This is a genomic window from Paenibacillus sp. SSG-1, from assembly GCF_002224835.1.
Taxonomy (GTDB): Bacteria; Bacillota; Bacilli; order Paenibacillales; family Paenibacillaceae; genus Paenibacillus_AQ; species Paenibacillus_AQ favisporus.
Genome location: NZ_MBRK01000001.1, coordinates 1,390,858 through 1,407,905, shown reverse-complemented (window position 1 = coordinate 1,407,905; position 17,048 = coordinate 1,390,858). Strand labels below are relative to the sequence as shown.

General features: G+C 54.1%; 17 protein-coding genes and 2 pseudogenes. 2 read left to right on the top strand and 17 right to left on the bottom strand.

All coding sequences use genetic code 11. From position 1 onward, the window contains the following. The 9 genes and pseudogenes from BCV73_RS34950 to rplS all read right to left on the bottom strand — a co-directional run. Positions 1–983: pseudogene (locus BCV73_RS34950) on the bottom strand (hypothetical protein); the annotation flags it as partial. A 440-nt stretch (positions 984–1,423) separates the two neighbouring features. Beyond that, positions 1,424–2,107 (bottom strand): annotated as a pseudogene (locus BCV73_RS06570) (ribonuclease HII); the annotation flags it as partial. A 384-nt stretch (positions 2,108–2,491) separates the two neighbouring features. Then, the gene (locus BCV73_RS06565; protein ID WP_089546534.1) at positions 2,492–3,241 is read right to left on the bottom strand and encodes an amino acid ABC transporter ATP-binding protein; all 750 of its coding nucleotides are present in this window, start codon (positions 3,239–3,241) and stop codon (positions 2,492–2,494) included. An 18-nt stretch (positions 3,242–3,259) separates the two neighbouring features. Further along, positions 3,260–3,937 carry an amino acid ABC transporter permease gene (locus BCV73_RS06560; protein ID WP_076168201.1) on the bottom strand — a complete coding sequence of 226 codons (678 nt, stop codon included), beginning with the start codon at positions 3,935–3,937 and terminating at the stop codon, positions 3,260–3,262. A gap of 21 nt (positions 3,938–3,958) precedes the next feature. Further along, on the bottom strand, positions 3,959–4,753 hold the full coding sequence (locus BCV73_RS06555; protein ID WP_089550127.1) for an amino acid ABC transporter substrate-binding protein: 795 nt from the start codon (positions 4,751–4,753) through the stop codon (positions 3,959–3,961). A 189-nt stretch (positions 4,754–4,942) separates the two neighbouring features. After that, positions 4,943–5,779: a YitT family protein gene (locus tag BCV73_RS06550; protein ID WP_076168205.1), complete on the bottom strand. Its 837-nt coding sequence runs from the start codon at positions 5,777–5,779 to the stop codon at positions 4,943–4,945. Positions 5,780–5,924: 145 nt separating this feature from the next. Continuing rightward, complete coding sequence (gene ylqF / locus BCV73_RS06545) at positions 5,925–6,791, bottom strand: ribosome biogenesis GTPase YlqF (RefSeq protein WP_076169548.1); 867 nt, start codon at positions 6,789–6,791, stop codon at positions 5,925–5,927. Positions 6,792–6,839: 48 nt separating this feature from the next. Next, positions 6,840–7,460: a signal peptidase I gene (gene lepB, locus BCV73_RS06540; RefSeq protein WP_076168207.1), complete on the bottom strand. Its 621-nt coding sequence runs from the start codon at positions 7,458–7,460 to the stop codon at positions 6,840–6,842. Between the two features lie 217 nt (positions 7,461–7,677). Further along, the gene (gene rplS, locus BCV73_RS06535) at positions 7,678–8,022 is read right to left on the bottom strand and encodes a 50S ribosomal protein L19 (protein WP_076168209.1); all 345 of its coding nucleotides are present in this window, start codon (positions 8,020–8,022) and stop codon (positions 7,678–7,680) included. Between the two features lie 449 nt (positions 8,023–8,471). Here rplS and BCV73_RS06530 point away from each other — a divergent pair, with 449 nt between their 5' ends. Both BCV73_RS06530 and BCV73_RS06525 read left to right on the top strand, forming a co-directional pair. After that, on the top strand, positions 8,472–9,749 hold the full coding sequence (locus tag BCV73_RS06530; RefSeq protein ID WP_089546533.1) for an MFS transporter: 1,278 nt from the start codon (positions 8,472–8,474) through the stop codon (positions 9,747–9,749). A gap of 97 nt (positions 9,750–9,846) precedes the next feature. After that, positions 9,847–10,395: a helix-turn-helix domain-containing protein gene (locus tag BCV73_RS06525; protein ID WP_089546532.1), complete on the top strand. Its 549-nt coding sequence runs from the start codon at positions 9,847–9,849 to the stop codon at positions 10,393–10,395. Positions 10,396–10,511: 116 nt separating this feature from the next. Here BCV73_RS06525 and BCV73_RS06520 read toward each other — a convergent pair whose 3' ends face one another. From BCV73_RS06520 to ffh, 8 genes are all read right to left on the bottom strand, one after another. Continuing rightward, the gene (locus BCV73_RS06520; protein ID WP_076168215.1) at positions 10,512–10,754 is read right to left on the bottom strand and encodes a hypothetical protein; all 243 of its coding nucleotides are present in this window, start codon (positions 10,752–10,754) and stop codon (positions 10,512–10,514) included. Positions 10,755–10,775: 21 nt separating this feature from the next. Beyond that, positions 10,776–11,735 carry a GNAT family N-acetyltransferase gene (locus tag BCV73_RS06515; RefSeq protein ID WP_089546531.1) on the bottom strand — a complete coding sequence of 320 codons (960 nt, stop codon included), beginning with the start codon at positions 11,733–11,735 and terminating at the stop codon, positions 10,776–10,778. A 391-nt stretch (positions 11,736–12,126) separates the two neighbouring features. After that, a complete protein-coding gene (locus tag BCV73_RS06510; RefSeq protein ID WP_089546530.1) occupies positions 12,127–13,482 on the bottom strand; it encodes a dipeptidase in 1,356 nt (451 codons plus the stop codon). 146 nt (positions 13,483–13,628) lie between these two features. Next, entirely contained in the window at positions 13,629–14,390 is a 762-nt protein-coding gene (gene trmD, locus BCV73_RS06505) for a tRNA (guanosine(37)-N1)-methyltransferase TrmD (protein ID WP_089546529.1), read from the bottom strand. Further along, positions 14,390–14,911, bottom strand: coding sequence for a ribosome maturation factor RimM (gene rimM, locus BCV73_RS06500; RefSeq protein ID WP_089546528.1), 522 nt, complete (start codon positions 14,909–14,911; stop codon positions 14,390–14,392). Before rimM ends, trmD begins: the two co-directional genes overlap by 1 nt. A 125-nt stretch (positions 14,912–15,036) precedes the next feature. Continuing rightward, positions 15,037–15,267: a KH domain-containing protein gene (locus tag BCV73_RS06495; protein WP_076168224.1), complete on the bottom strand. Its 231-nt coding sequence runs from the start codon at positions 15,265–15,267 to the stop codon at positions 15,037–15,039. A 22-nt stretch (positions 15,268–15,289) separates the two neighbouring features. Beyond that, positions 15,290–15,562: a 30S ribosomal protein S16 gene (gene rpsP / locus BCV73_RS06490; RefSeq protein WP_076168226.1), complete on the bottom strand. Its 273-nt coding sequence runs from the start codon at positions 15,560–15,562 to the stop codon at positions 15,290–15,292. 85 nt (positions 15,563–15,647) lie between these two features. Then, a complete protein-coding gene (ffh, locus tag BCV73_RS06485; protein WP_076168228.1) occupies positions 15,648–17,030 on the bottom strand; it encodes a signal recognition particle protein in 1,383 nt (460 codons plus the stop codon). Positions 17,031–17,048: the final 18 nt, after the last annotated feature.

Below are 17,048 nucleotides of genomic sequence, written 5' to 3'. Positions count from 1 at the left end.
CCGCCCGCCGGCTCAGCCGGGGCGGGCGTTGGTGCGGCGGCACCCGTGAGCGGTGCCGCGCGCAGCTGCTGCAGCAGCGCCTGCAGCCTGGCGACCAGCGGCTGAAGCGCCGCCGCTGGATGGGACGCCGCGGCAGCCGTGCCGGCCGCGGATGTGCCGTCAGCCGCGCGCCCCGCCGCCTTCCCGGCATCCCCCTCTGCCTCGGTGCTCTTTGGGCTGCGGACACCGGCCGCTGGCTCCGCTTCGGGAGCCGCTATGCTGCCAGCCCCCGGCTGCGCAGCCGCTCCGGGTAACGAAGCCGGCGGCTGCTGCCCCGAAGCCTGTGGCGTAATAACGCCCTGTCCGCTTTTGACTGCAGCCCCCGCTTCCTCCGAACCCGCTCCAGCCTGCGCGGTGAACGCATTCAGCTGTTCCTCCAGCACGTGAAGCAGCTGGTGCACCGGCGGGCCGAATACCGCCTGCTGCAACCCCCGGACGCTTTCGGCCGTCAGCGGCAGTCCGCGCTGATTGGCAATCGATGCGGCGCCAAGCCACTGCTCCGTGCTGACCCCTGCAGGTTTTAACGCCAGCGCGTCTTTGAAGACGGCTGCGTTTTCTTTTGTCACATATACGCCCGAAGACCGCAGCGCCTCCAGCATGGCCCGATTCTCCGGCGTATCCGGCAGATCGAGCGATTGCAGCACATCCGCAAGCGACAACGGAGTCCCGGACCCATAGGGGGAACCCTCCATCGCTTTCAATACCGGAAGGCCGCCGCCATTGTCCGGCTGTACCTGCAGGACCGCTGCCTGGCCGGGCTGAAGCGGCGTTTCCAGTGCCGCCCGTACTTTGACGCCTTGGATCTGCAGCACGGCCTCCTGTCCGTCCTCAGAGACGCTCAGCACAACGCCGCGGACGACTTGCCCTTCCTTCAAATCCAGCCGCTTGGACTCCCCCGCTTTGGTATCCCCCATCATGCCGCGCAGCAGTGAACCGATATTCAATGTCCCTCTCCCCCTTCCGTATTCCTTCGTTTATTTATTTATCGGCCGAACCAGCCGCGGGCTGTAGTCCGTCTATCTGCGTTCACGATCCCCGTTGTTTCTTTTCACCCAAAGATCGTCCCCTAACTTCATAATTGCTGCAAATGCTCAGCTCTTCGAACATGAAACGTAAAATACCGTCCAACAAATTACGAATCTGGCTGAATAAGTTTTATCGGATGCTGGGGTCATCGTTACGTCCTGATTGGTCCGCGAGGAACAGAGACGACGCGAAACGGCGAGCCTGCATCTAAGATTGGTCTTTTTTCTGAATCAAAGCTTGGAGATGCTTATCCAGGAAAACGCACTTTCTAAAAGTCTGATCAGCCAAACTTTTTCCTTATAAAAATTTACATCGCGACACCCGAGTTTCCATTTTACCTGGCAAAAAAACAGCAGCCCTAGAACAGGGTCTGCTGCACAACTTCCATATTTTTCAAAAAACTGCGTCGATGCATCGGTGTCGGTCCCAAAGCTGCCAGCTGCTCACGGTGCAGTTTGGTTGCATAGCCCTTATGAATCGCGATGCCATACTCGGGATACTTCGCCTCCCATTCCCCTTCACACAGCCGGTCTCGGTTAACCTTGGCCACGATCGAAGCCGCGGCAATCGATTGGCTGTTAGCGTCCCCTTTGATGATCGCCAGCTGTGGAACGGGCACGTCCACATGCTCCGCGTCCACCAGCAAAAAATCCGCGGCGATCGTCAGGCCAAGCACCGCCTTTTTCATCGCCAGGCGGGCCGCCTGCTTAATGTTGATTTCATCGATCGTTCGGGCATCCACGTACCCGACGCTGACGGCAAGCGCCTGCTCCATAATCACGTCGTACAGAAGGTCCCGTTTTTTGGCGCTCAACTTTTTCGAATCGTCGACGCCCTCCAGAACGAGTCCTTCCGGCAGGATCACGGCCGCCGCCACCACGTCGCCAAATAAACAGCCTCTGCCGACCTCGTCCACACCCGCTATGTACCGGTAATCTCTTTCTATGTATTCGCGTTCATATTTTAGCAGGTCCCTCGGGGACTGCTCGATCTCTTCCGTATCCATGCTGTCTTTCCTCCTCCGTGCTGCAAGAGCCAGGGGGTATTCCCGCTCATTCCCCTGGCAAGTCTATCAAACTCGCAATCTATCCTTTTTATTGTACTATGTTCGGGCAGCGGATTCCAACGAAAAACGACATCTGGCAGGCTTCCAAAAATCGGGGTGCGGACTGCTGGAGTGAAGAAGATGCGCCGAGCCGAAATGTCCGAATGCATTCACCGGTGAAAAACCTGGCTACACGAAGCTAGGAGGAGAAGGTGCTGTAATGAGAAGTATGTAACTGCAAAGTGATGAATGTACTGAAAAAGAAGAGTGTTCGGCAAGAGGTGAACGTCTTTAATCACCCGTGCACCACGATCCCCACACAAAAAAATAGCTGCATCAATGCAGCTATTGTCGCCGTACCCGCAAGCACCTGCATGTATTCTACACCGGCTCGCTGAGCAGCGACAAAAACTGCCTCGTCCGCTCCTGCGCCGGATGGTTTAGCACCTCATTCGGGCTGCCCTGCTCCATGATGATTCCTTCGTCCATAAACACGATCCGGTCCGCCACCTGGCTCGCAAATTTCATCTCATGGGTCACGATGGCCATCGTCATGCCTTCTACAGCCAGCTCTTTGATGACCTTCAGCACTTCACCGACCAGCTCCGGGTCTAGGGCGGACGTCGGTTCATCGAATAAAAGCAGCTCCGGACCGATGCCCATTGCCCGGGCAATACCGACCCGCTGCTGCTGTCCGCCGGACAGCTGGTGCGGATAGGAGTCCGCTTTGCCGGCAAGTCCTACCTTGCCCAGAAGCTCCAGCGATCTCGCCTTGGCCTCTTCTCGGCTCTTTTTCTGCACGATGACCTGCGCCTCCATCACGTTCTGCAGAGCCGTCATATGGGGAAACAGATTATACGATTGAAAAACCATACCGGTTTTCCTCCGGAAAGCCAGGATATCTCCCCTTCCCGGCTTGTTTCCTTCCCTGAACGACAAGGCGGAGTCTCCGATCCGCAGCGTTCCTTCCGTCGGGATTTCCAGCAGGTTGATGCTACGGAGCAGCGTCGTTTTTCCGGAACCGGAGGGCCCGATGATGACCGTCACTTGCCCTTTTTCGATCGACAGGTCGATTCCCTTGAGCACTTCATTGCTGCCAAAGCTTAATCTCAGGTCGTTGATTTCAATCATGATGCATCCCTCGTTTCGCTATCTTGCGGCATAACGGTCAAACCGGTGTTCGAGCTGATGCTGGACCGCCGACAGAACGGTGCTGAAGATCAGGTAGATCAAGGCTACCTCGCAGTACAGCAGCAAAGGCTCATACACGACCGCCGTAATTTGCTGCCCCTTTTGGAACAGCTCTGTGAGTGTCACCGTCGCAGCCAGCGACGTATCCTTCAGCAGGCTGATAAAGGAGTTGGCCAGCGGAGGCAGCGATACCCTTGCCGCCTGCGGCAGAACAATCCGGCGCAGCGCCTGGGAACGGGTCATCCCGACCGAGTACGCCGCCTCCCACTGCCCCTTGGCGATGGACTGGATCGCGGCTCTCATAATTTCGGAACCATAGGCTCCGACACTGATTGAGAACCCGATCACCGCGGCGGTGAATGCGTCGATGACAACGCCGATGCTCGGAAGCCCGTAGAAAATGATAAACAGCTGGACAAGCAGCGGAGTCCCCCGGATGATCCACACATAAAACCAGGCGACCCGCTGGAGAATGCTCCAGCGCGACAATCGGGCCAGCGCGGTAAGGAACGCCAGCACGAAACCGAGAATGAAGGAAATGATCGTCAGGGGAATCGTGAACTTGATCCCCGCCATAAGCAGCGGCACAAAGGAGTCGATAAAAATATCGGTGAGATGGGCGGTTCTGTCATTCATCGGTTAACCCCCTTTTGCCGCTTATTTCGATACATCCGTACCAAAGTATTTTTTGGAGATGGCGAGGTACGTTCCATCCTTCTTCATGTCGGCCAGCGCCTGGTTAATCGCATCCCGCAGCTCGTTGCTGTTTTTGTTCATCAGTACGGCGCTGGTGCTGCCCGTATCGGTTTCGTCCACCACCTTGATCGGCGCGTCGGGACGTCTTGTTTTGAAGTCGAGATAGGACAGTTTGTCGTTCACCGTAGCATCGATGCGCCCGGACAGCAGCAAGTCGATCGCTTGGTTGAATCCGTCGACCTGCACGATCGTGGCACCGTTGTCTTTAGCAATTTGATTCAGATTGCTCGTCAGCGACTGACCTGCTTTTTTGCCTTTGAGGTCGGCCAGCTTTTTAATGTCCTGATTATTGTCCTTCACAATCAATACCGCCTTGGAGGCGATGTAGGGGTCCGAAAAGTCGTATTTAGCCTTCCTCTCCGCGTTAATGGAAACTTCGTTCATCACCACGTCGAAACGCTTGGCGTCCAAGCCGGCGATCATGCCGTCCCATTTCGTTTCGATAAACTCCGGCTTCACGCCGAGCCTTTTGGCAATCTCCCGGCCCAGATCAACGTCAAAACCGGTCAGCGTTCCTTTATCATCATGATAGGTAAAAGGTGCATACGTTCCTTCCGTGCCGATGCGCAGCTTGCCGCTTTGCTTGATCGTCTCAAGCAGGTTTTTCCCCGTCTGGGCGCCCCCGGTTTGCCCTTCCTGCGGCTTCGTTCCCGTATTTCCGCCGCACGCCGTCGTCACGGCCAGCATCAACGTCATCACGATTGCCCAATAAATCCGCCAGCTTCTCACATTTTTCCTCCTCTAACCGTTTTCACCTATTTTGCCACGATGCTGTATTTTCATGCGCGGCCGCCCTACTTACGCTTGATCCCGACAAAAAAAGCCCATGACCCCAGGTCACGAGCTTTCCTCTTCTCTATTATAAGTCTATTTTCTGCTGCGACACTATTTCGATATGTCGATAAATCCTTCCCCAAACACGTCCCGAACGTCATGGATCGTAATAAACGCCTGCTTGTCCGCCACCTTGACGATCTTTTTCAGGACAGGCACCTCCTGCTTGCTGATGACGATATACAGCACTTCCTTGGCCGACTTGCTGTAATAGCCGTACCCTTTAAACACGGTGACTCCCCGGTCCATAACCCGGTTAACCTTCTCGGCGATCTCCGCATGCTGCTCCGATACGATCATCACCGCCTTCTTCGGGTTCAGGCCCTCGATGATGAATTCCATCACCTTCGTACCGACGAACAGCATAATGATCGTCAGCATCAGGCTTTCCGCGCCAATGATAAAGTAGGAAGAGAACGCGACGATCAGATCAAAGAACAGCAGGGCGTAACTGATGTTCCAGTCCCAGTATTTATGGGCAATCCGCGCCAAAATGACCGTACCGGCGGTGGTGCCTCCGGCCCTCACGATCAGCCCGATGCCGACACCGGCCAATACACCGCCAAAAATCGCATTGACGATCGGTTCGTTCGATGTTAGTGTCCAATTTTCGGTCAAATGGAGGAACAAAGAGTTAAACACGACGGCAACGATGGTGTACACCGTCGTCATTTTGTCCAAAAACTTATAACCCACGATCAGCAGGATGGCGTTCAAAATCAGGTTAACCAATCCCGGCGACCATGCAAACAGGTAGTACAGGATGATCGTAATCCCGGTCACACCGCCTTCACCCAGGTCGTGGGGAATGACAAACAGATTGATATCGAGCGCAAAAATAAACGCCCCCGCGATGATCGTCATGATTTCCATCATTCTTTTTTTCATATGACGGCCTTCCTCTCCCATAAATCAACACGCAAAAAAAGCCCAGTACCTATAACGGAACTGGGCTTGTTCGTTCACTATGATACTGTACATCTCGCTTTGATACACGCTGGACACATGGATCGTATCCGGCGTTCTTTTCCGATTAATAAGGGGCTTCCATCGAGAACCGGCCCATTTTGCCGGCGCGCAGCTCCCGCAGCAGCGTCTTCGACGCTTTCTCAAGATCCACCCGTCCGCCGCTCATCAAGCAGCCGCGCTTACGCCCCACCGCTTCCATGATAGCGACGATTTCGTCACTCTCGTCCGGGTTATGCGGCATGTCCGCATCGATCTCGAAGCGCTCCCGGAAGGCGTCCCAGTAATACTGGACCAGGTATTTGACCGCAAAAAAGGCGACATCCTCCACGTTCAGGATCTCTTCCTTGATCGCGCCGGTTACCGCGAGGCGGTAGCCAACGTTCTCGTCCTCAAATTTGGGCCACAAAATCCCCGGAGTATCCAGAAGCTCGATTTCTCCGCCTACCTTAATCCACTGCTGGCCTTTCGTCACGCCCGGCCGGTCCCCCGTTGCAGCAATGCTGCGCCCGGCGAGCCGATTGATCAGCGTCGATTTGCCTACGTTCGGGATGCCGACGATCAGCGCACGGATCGCCCGCGGGTTCATCCCCTTGGCGATTTGGCGATCGATCTTCTCCTTCAGGAGCAGCTTCAGCTGTCCAGGAATTTCTTTCACGCCCGTGCCTGTAGCCGCATCGACCGGAAATGCCGTATGGCCTTCCTCTTTAAAGTAATCCTGCCACTGCTTCGTTACCGAAGGGTCTGCCAAATCCGCCTTGTTCATAATGATCAGCCGGGGCTTCCCCTGCAAAATCTCGTCAATCATCGGATTTCGGCTGGACAGCGGAAGACGCGAATCGATCAGCTCGATCACGACGTCAATCAGCTTTAACTTATCCTGTATTTGGCGGCGCGCTTTGGTCATATGACCAGGAAACCATTGAATCGTCACCGTCATCACCTCATTCTCTTGTCCGCAAACAGCCTCATTCCACGTTCATTAATGGTTGATCAAATGGATGTCCTTCACCGGCCAGAAGATGAGGTCAGCCCGTCCGACGATATCCCCGAGCGGCACATAACCGATCATCCGGCTGTCCGTACTGTCGGACCGGTTATCCCCCATCACGAACACATGACCTTCGGGAACCTTGCCATCCGGAAACGCGCTGTTTGGAAAATCTTTGTCATTATACATCTGGCCCGCTTTATGGCTTGCATCGATGGCACCCTGTATGTAGGTTTCATTGACTTTTTTGCCGTTCACGGTCACCGTGTCGCCTTCCACCTTGACGGTATCGCCTGCGACGGCAATCACGCGTTTGATAAAATCCTTGCCTTCGGACGGAACATGGAACACGATAACCTCTCCACGATGCGGAGCCCGGATGTCGTACAATATTTCATTGACGATCAACCGCTCGCCTGTATGAAAGTTTGGCTGCATGGAGGGTCCGTCCACAATAAACGGTTTGAAGAGAAGCCAGCGGATCAGTGCCACCAAAATCAGGGCAATGATGATCGCTTTCAGCCATTCTACGACTTCATTTTTCCCTTTTTTAGGTGGTTTATGATCTTCTTCCTTCAGTTCCACCGCATCGCTCTGAATGTCCTGCTGCATATATCCACCGCCCTCTCCTAGTTTTGCCGAAAAGAAAAGCTCCCATTACGGAGCCGTGTATGCTTTCTTTGGACCAGCGAAGCGAAAAGGCATTCGTGATCGCCAGAAAAATCTCCGCTTCTCGCGGTCTGTCAATTTGGTTCGTTCATCTATTGACGCCTTTTTTATCCTAAAACGAAAAGGGCTTGAAATCAAGCCCTTTAGCGTTGTTCGCTGATTAACGGCGAATCTCTTTAATTCTTGCTGCTTTACCGCGCAGTTCACGAAGATAGTACAGTTTGGCGCGACGTACTTTACCGTAACGAGCCACTTCGATCTTCTCGATTTTTGGCGAGTTGATTGGGAAAGTTCTTTCTACCCCAACACCGTAAGAGATTTTACGCACTGTAAAAGTCTCAGCGATGCCGCCTCCGCGACGCTTAATCACAACACCTTCGAACAACTGGATACGCTCGCGGGATCCCTCGATAACCTTAACGTGCACTTTCAAAGTGTCGCCAGGACGAAAGCTAGGGATGTCGGTGCGAAGCTGTTCTTTGGTAATCTCTTGTAGGATGTTCATTTAGGACTCCTCCTTCCGTACAGGTGTTCTTGCCTCTTCCGGAAAACCCTCTGTTTTCCTTCATCATCCGCAGCGGACCACCGTATTCCACACAACAGCATTTATTGTAGCATATTTGTTTCATCCTTTGCAACTATAAATCTTTCAGTTGTTGCGCCGCCCCTCGGTTGAAAAAATAGCAAAGTCTCGCTCTCCCAAAGACAGATACTGCACACCGAAAAATAGGCTGACCCAATTGTAAGAAAAACGTCTATCGACGTACCTTCAAAGAAGACAGACCGCATTTAAAAGGAAGTTTTTCTTGCGATTATAGAATGGTTCAGCTTCGCTGAAATTTATTAATTCTATAATCTTAAAAAACTTCTTGCCAAAATCGGAATTGACGTTAAAATAAATTTATCATTAAAATAATTTTAACGTTAATAAAAATTGAATGGGGATGTCCTTTCATGAGCGAAACCGTATTGCTTCAGCAGAATCAAGGTGTGCGCAGGCTGGCGAAACACAAGTTGTATCTAATAATGATCACCGCCAAAATCATTTCACGATTCGGGGATTCCGTGGATTCCATCGCCTACAGCTGGATGGTCTACCTGCTTACCGGCTCCGAGCTGCTAATGGGAACACTGTACGCCATCAACTTCGTTCCAGGCATTGCTTTCAGTATGTTTACCGGCGTCCTGGTCGACCGCTGGTCCAAGAAAAAGGTCGTGATCGTGACGAATGCCGGCCGGGGTATCACGGTAACCGTGACGGCGCTACTCTATTTCATAGGAGACTTGCAGCCGTGGCACCTGTTTATTTTTACGTTCATCAACTCTACGCTCGAATGCTTCTCCACGCCGGCGGAGATGTCCCTCGTTCCCCGCATTTTGCCCAAGGAGCTGCTGCTCAGCGGCAATTCGCTGACGTCGTCTGCCTCCCGCACCGCAGAGCTTGCCGGTCTGGCCGCAGCTGGCGGCCTGATCGCCATGCTCGGCATTTCCGGAGCGATGCTGATCGACGCCTTGTCTTTTCTGCTGGCCGCCCTGTTGTACGTCTGGATCCGTATCGACCGGGATCGTGGGCAGGAAAACGATGACGACGCAGATCTGATACAGGAAGAGGAAAGCCCGTCCTACTGGAGCCAGTTTAAAACCGGCCTGAAGTTCGTTAAAGGCCACAAGCTGATGATGATGACCATGCTTTCGGCCGCATTCGTGAATCTTTGCCTCACGCCCAAAAACGTGCTTGAGCCCGTTTATGTCAAACAAATACTCCACTCGGGCCCATACGGCCTCAGTTTGATCGGCATCGCCCTGATTACCGGCATGATTATCAGCGGCCTTTGGATCAGCCAGAAGGGTTCCGCTTACCGCAAAAGCAGTCTGATCGTGTTCGGATTTTTGCTGCTCGGGGTTACGTACAGCCTACTCTACGTCCCCGCCCTTCTAAGGGAATATCCTCTCTATGCCGCGGCCGCCTTTTGCTTTGGCATGGGATTCGCCATTTCGTTTATCAACACGCCGGTATCCACCTATATGATGGAAGTCACCCCCAAAGCGATGCTTGGCCGGGTTGGGGCACTGTCGAGCACGATCTGCACCTGCGCCATTCCCGTCGGAAGCCTGTTGGCCGGTTGGGCCGGAGCATTCGTCGGGGTCCACGTGCTGTACCTCGTTTTTGGGCTGCTGATGCTGATACCGGGGGTCTATCTGTGGAGCCAGAAAGGATTTATGAAAATCTAAAGCGTTGGAAACATTTTGTGCTCGGAAGCCATCTCGGCTTATAATGGGGATAAACGATCCGGAAAACAAGATACGGGAAATGTAGAGGTGCACAACATTGGAGACCAAAGAACTGAGCACGATCGAGGAGATCCGGATTTATTCCGATCCATACCGTTTGAAAATATTAAGCTGCTTTCAGAAGGCCGACCAGCCAATGACGATCAAAGATATCGCTGACAAACTCGGGGAAGTTCCGGCCAAGGTCTACTATCACGCCAAAAAGCTGGAGAGCATCGGGTTAATTGTCCTCGTGCACACCAAGCAAATAAACGGAATCACGGCCAAATATTATCAAGCCTTCAAAGGATCCGTACGGATTAAGCGCAGCAAGGACATTGATGAGGCGGCCCAGAAAATTTTCCGGTCCGAAACGCAAAAGCTGCTGGAGGATTTGTATGAGGAGAGCAAGCGTAAGTTTCTGAAGGCTCAGAACCAGGAGGAGCCTGCCGGGAACCTGTCCCATTCCGAGGTCTATTTGACGGAAGATGAAGCCAAAGCGTTTTTTGAGAAATTGACAGAGTTTGTAGAAAAGCACACCGAGCGTCAGCACCCGGATCAGAAGCTGTACGACGTATTTACCACGATTGCCAAGTTGGACGAATAGCCGCCCATACGCCGCAGCCACAACCAGCCCCCGGCCATTTGCCGGGGGCTGGTTGTCTCCGAGCTGCGAAAATGGCAGTTACCGATTTTTCGCAGCTCGGATCATCCGCTTTGTGACTACAGGAGCTGCCTTGCGGCATGCTCATCCTCCTGGGCCACGTACAAGTCGTACTGCGTCATTCCGCGGCCCGTAAAGGTGTCCCGGCCGGTCGGCTGGCTCACGATGCGCGAGCGGTGGCGGATCCCTCCGCTCAGCAGTCTGGACTTGGCCCTTGCATAGCTGTCTGCGTCGAAAGATGTGAAGATCAGGATCCGCTCCTTGGGAAAAAAGAACCTCCAAATTGCTTTTGCCGGATTCATGCATCATCCTCCTTCTGAGAGCTACATCAGTGCTTTTTTGCCGATATTATATCCTTTCCACGTCCGAAAACCAAGTTTGGCATAAAAATCCACATATTCCGTCCAATCGATCACCAGGTGCTTCACGCCTCTGGCCGTCAGCTCCGCGACCCCGTCCTGAACGATCGCCAGCCCGTAGCCTTTCCCGCGGAACCGGTCGTCCACGCCGAGCGGCCCGATGCCGCCAAGCGGTTCACTGAACAGAGGCGCCCAATACGTATTCTGGGCAATCAGCGGGGACTCGCCGTCGTTCACGCGGCAAAAGCCGATCATTTCGTCCCCAAGGAACAGGCCGACGAATTCCCTTCCCTGCCCTCCCCGTTCCCAATAGCACTGCGCCTCGTAATACCAGCGTCCCGGAAAGCACCGCTTGAAGAATCGGAGCATCTCTTCCCGGTCTCCCGGGACAAGCAGGCGGGCCAAGGCTCCATCCCGATACTCGGGCCGCTCTAGGCCATCGTCCGAGGTTTCGTTCACCAGGTCGAACACCTCGTACAAGTATTCGTACCCGCGGCGCGCGAACCACGACTTAACCTCCGGCAGTGCGAGCGGCACCCCGGGAAAATAGTGCCACGGGTCACGCCCGATGCTGGCCGATACCGCTCCGGCTTCGCGCAAGGCGTTCTCGGCATGACGGAGCAGCCCTGACCCTATGCCCTGACCCTGAGCATCGCGGCGGACGACGATGGCCTGAATCCATCCCCCGCCGTCACCCAGCTGCATTTCGCGCGCCGGCTCCTGCCACTTCTTGGCGATCACGAACCCAAGCAGACGGCCCTCCCCGTCAACAGCCAGCCCGGAAGCGGGGCCATACACGTTCACATCTTCAAAAGTATTTTGCTTCATCAGTTCCCTGCGCATCGGAAAATGGCCGCCCAGTTCCCCGTTCCAAAGGTCAAACATCGCGTCAAGCCATTCGGCATCCATCGGAATGATCTTCAATATAACTCCTCCTTCTACAGTGGATCGTACGTGCAAACGAATTCTGCAAAAAATCTTTTCCATCGGGTTATTTCATGTCAGCTCGACCCGTCTTTAGCTGCTGCTCTTCAAGCGGATAAGAATTGTAGCAAAAAGACTCCTACGTCTCGCTATAAAATAATATTACAAAACAATTATATTGATTGTGTTATAAAATTTCAACGGAGAATAATTAGGTTTCACAGTCCGTAGTGATGTGGAATTACCATGGAATTCATCAGCATACGGTTCGAATCCAGGTCATTCCTTATTTAAGGCTAATATAAAAATCGCCAGATCCGAGCTGACAGCTCTCGATCCGGCGATTTCATTCATTTATGATCCTTTTCAGGACTCCTTATCCAGGAGATCGTTACACTCTTTTCAGGAAATCGACGATGGTCAGCAGGCCGAGATCGAAGTTTTCCAGGTTAAAGTGCTCGTTAGGTGCATGCAGGTTTTCGTCGGGAAGGCCAAAGCCCATGCATACGACCGGAGCGGCCAGTACACGGGAGAACGTCTCCACGATCGGGATGGAGCCTCCATCTCTCGTAAATACGGGACGCGTGCCGTATACTTCCTCGTAGGCTTCCGCCGCCTTTTGCAGAATCGGCGTGGACGGATCGATCGTAAATGCATTGCCCTTCTCGAACTGGATGACGGTTGCTTTGGCGCCCGTCGGTACGTGGCTGTAGATATGCTTTTCGATTTTGTTCAAGATGTCCTGCGGATCCTGATGTCCCACCAGACGGCATGTAATCTTCGCATGGGCTTCCTTCGGGATGACCGTTTTGCTGCCTTCGCCCTGGAATCCGCCGTAGACGCCGTTCAGCTCTAGGGTTGGGCGGGCGCCCGTTCTTTCAGCAAACGTGTACCCCTCTTCCCCGTACAGCTCGTCAAGGCCAAGGTCGCGCTTCAGCTTGTTCTCGTCTCCGGACTGCTTCGCAAACTCGGCATGATCCGCCTCCGTAAGCTCCGGAACGCCTTCGTAGAAGCCTTCCACCGTCACGCGGCCCTTGGCATCATGCAGGGAATCGAGCAGGCTGACCATCGCATGCAGCGCATTCGGCACGCCGCCGCCGTAGCTGCCGGAGTGCAGATCTGTATTGGCTGTATGGACATGAACTTCCAGTGAGCACAGACCGCGAAGACCGGTGCAGATCGCCGGTTTTCCTTTTTCCAGCAGGGACGTATCCGAGATCAGAACCGCATCGGCTTTCAGCAGCTCCTGCTGTGCCTCCAGGAACTTCGGAAGGTTCGGGCTTCCGACTTCCTCCTCGCCCTCCACGCAAAACTTGATGTTGACCGGAAGCTGCTTCTCCTGCTGAAGAATCGCTTCCACCGCCTTAATATGTAAAAAGATCTGCCCCTTATCGTCCGTTGCCCCTCTGGCGTACAGCTTGCCGTCGCGTTCGGCCGGCTCGAAGGGTGGTGTATCCCACAGGTTCAGCGGGTCTACCGGCTGCACGTCATAGTGCCCATAGACGAGAACCGTCGGCTGTCCCGGTGCATGCAGATGGTCCGCGTAGACGATCGGGTGGCCGTTTGTTTCGTGGATCTTCACGTTTTCAAGGCCGGCCTTTTTGAGTGTCTCCGCCAGCCATTCCGCCGCCCGCTTAACGTCCGGCTTATGCTCGGACAATGCGGAAATACTCGGAATGGACAACCATTCCTTCAGTTCGTTCAGATGCTGATCGCGATGGGTTTGAAAATATGCTTTATAATCCATAATATCCTCCTGTCATGACCAATTTTACTTTGGTGCTCGTGTTCTTGATGCTCAACAAATTCAGACAACCTTATATCCAGACTAACGCATCTGACGCTAAAAAACCACTCCCTGGCAGAACCCAGGGGCCGTGGTTTACAGCTTGGTTATTCAAGTCCGCCATCGGTATCTTTCAGCCTGCGGAGCTTTTCCAGTGTCTTGCGGTCCCGGTCGGTCAGCTCCACCTCATCCAGCAGGTCCGGGCGCCGCTCCAGCGTCCGCTTCAGCGCCTGCTCCCGGCGCCAAGCCTCGATGTTCGCGTGGTGGCCGCTCAGCAGCATGTCCGGCACTTTCCAGCCCCGGAACTCCACCGGGCGGGTATAGTGCGGGTACTCCAGCAGCCCGGTGCTGAAGGAATCCGTCACGGCCGACGTTTCGTTGCCCAGCACGCCGGGCAGCAGCCGGGAGACCGCATCGATTACGACCGCCGCCGGAAGCTCGCCTCCGGTCAAGACGTAGTCGCCGATCGACAGCTCATCGGTGATGAGGTGCTCGCGAATCCGCTCATCGTATCCCTCGTAGTGGCCGCAGATGAAGATCAAATGCTCTTCCTTCGCGAATTCCTCCGCTTTTTTCTGGGAAAAGGTTTCCCCCTGCGGACACATCAGGATGACTCTTGGCTTGGCCTGATGTCCCGCATTCTCCAGCAGGTCCTCGACAGCCGCAAAGATCGGCTCCGGCTTCAGAACCATCCCCCCGCCTCCGCCATAAGGCGTATCGTCGACCGTACCGTGCTTATTCCCGGAGTAATCCCGGAAATTGACGGTATGAAGCGAGATGATTCCTTTCTCCTGGGCCTTGCCGAGAATGCTTGTCCGGAAAACCCCATCCAGCATTTCCGGGAACAGGGTCAGCACATCCACTCTCATTAGTCCAGCAGTCCTTCCATAATATGAACGAGTATTTTTTGGTTCGGAATATCTACATCAAGGACGACATCATCAATGACGGGGATGAGGATGCTCTTGCCGCCCTTTGGCTGGACTACCCATACGTCGTTCGCGCCGGGCGTCAAAATTTCCGTTACAACTCCAAGCTCCTTGTCTTCATCGGTCACGACGCTGCAGCCGATAATTTCATGGAAGTAATACTCGTCTTCCGGCAGCTCCAAGAGATGCTCTTTGCCGACTTTCAGCATGCTGCCCTTAAATTTCTCTACATCATTAATATTGTCGTAGCCGTCCAATTTGATGATGTACATATTTTTATGAAGGCGGGAAGATTGGACGGTCACGTCGACCGGCTTGCCCCCGTCCTCCGGAACGATCATGAGCTCGCTCCCCTTGGCGAAACGGACCTCGGGAAAATCCGTGTACGACAACACTTTGATTTCTCCCTTGATGCCATGGGTGTTGACGATTTTGCCAACCTTATAAAGTGTTTCCGGCATGTTCTCCTCCTAGCTTCGTGGCGCCGGCGCTTCGGCGCGCCTTGTATTGCACGGATCTATTATATAATCTTCAGCATGTACGAAAAAGGGCTAGGACATGCATCCTAACCCCCTTTCGTATATCTTTAAGATATGATATCCACGGTCACGCGTTTATCCATTTTGACTGCTGCAGAAGTCACGACTGTTCGAAGCGCCTTGGCGATCCGGCCCTGCTTGCCGATGACCTTCCCCACATCCTCGGGATGCACGGTCAGTTCATAGACAATCAGGTGATCCTTCTCCACCGTCTTCACAGCCACCTCTTCAGGATGATCCACCAAAGCCTTAGCAATAACACCAACTAATTCTTCCATAGATAACCCTCACGATCAGTCATTATTTCTGCTGCTTGAGCTCATGGAACTTTTTAAGCACGCCTGCTTTGCTCAGCAGGTTGCGGACTGTGTCGGATGCTTGCGCACCGTTTTGCAGCCACGCCAGTGCTTTATCTTCATCGATTCTTACGTCAGCCGGTTGGTTGACCGGATTGTAGTAACCGATTTCTTCGATAAAACGGCCGTCACGTGGGGAACGGGAATCCGATACCACGATACGGTAGAAAGGAGCTTTATGAGCACCCATGCGTTTCAGACGAATACGTACTGCCACGAAATTCACCTCCTTCAACAAAATAAGAGTGGGGACAGCCTCCCGCCTTAGCGGAGGGAAAGCTGTCTATATAGAAATGCAGTGATTAACGGAAAGGAAACTTCATGCCGCCTTTGCCGGCCAATCCTTTCAGCTGCTTTAAAGCCTTGCCCTTCGGACCCTTCGGACCCATCATATCCGAGAACTGCTTCATCATCCGGCGCATCTCGTCAAACTGCTTGATCAGCCGGTTGACCTCGGCGAGCGATGTGCCGCTGCCGGTCGCAATCCGCTTGCGGCGGTTGTGGTTGATGATATCCGGATTCTGTTTCTCGGCCTTCGTCATCGAAAAGACGATCGCCTCAATGCGGCCCATCTGCTTCTCGTCGACCTTCAGATCCTTGGTCTGCTTCAGCTTGCCCATCCCCGGGATCATGTCCATGATCTGGTCGATCGGGCCAAGCTTCTTCACCTGCTCCATCTGCTCCAGGAAATCGTCGAACGTAAACTCGGCGTTGCGCATTTTACGTTCCATTTCCTTGGCTTTCTCCGTGTCGATATTCGACTGGGCTTTCTCGATCAGCGAGAGCATGTCGCCCATGCCGAGGATCCGGGAAGCCATCCGCTCCGGATGGAACGGCTCCAGCGCATCGATCTTCTCGCCGAGCGCCGCAAACTTGATCGGACAGCCGGTTACGGCCTTAACGGACAGCGCGGCACCGCCGCGGGTATCGCCGTCGAGCTTGGTCAGCACGACGCCCGTCAGATCCAGCTGCTTGTTGAAGTGATCCGCGACGTTGACGGCATCCTGGCCTGTCATCGCGTCCACAACCAGCAGCACCTCGTCCGGCTTCACCTCGCTGTGGATTTGGCGCAGCTCTTCCATCAGCTCTTCATCGATGTGCAGGCGTCCCGCCGTATCGATGATCAGATAATCGTTCCCGTTATCCTTGGCATGCTGATAAGCCTGCTTCGCGATTTCCACCGGGCTTGTCTTGTCGCCGAGTGTAAATACCGGTACGCCGATCTGGTCACCCAGCACCTGAAGCTGCTTGATCGCCGCAGGGCGGTAAATATCGCCCGCCGCCATCAGCGGACGGTGGTTCTGCTTCTGCAGCATCTTCGCCAGCTTGCCTGATGTCGTCGTCTTACCGGCCCCTTGCAAACCTACCATCATAATGACGGTCGGAGGCTTGTTCGCCTTCGCCAGCTTCGCCTGGCTTCCGCCCATCAGCTCGGTCAGTTCTTTATTAACGATGTCGATGATGACCATGCCCGGCGTGAAGCTCTCCATCACTTCGGTGCCGATGGCCTTCTCTTTCACCTTGGCGACGAAATCCTTGACGACCTTAAAGTTAACGTCAGCTTCCAGGAGCGCAAGACGCACCTCGCGCATCGCTTCGTTAACGTCATCCTCGGACACCTTGCCTTTGCCGCGCAGCTTGCTGAATACGTTCTGCAGCCGGCTCGTCAATCCTTCAAATGCCATGAACCGCCACCTCCTTCT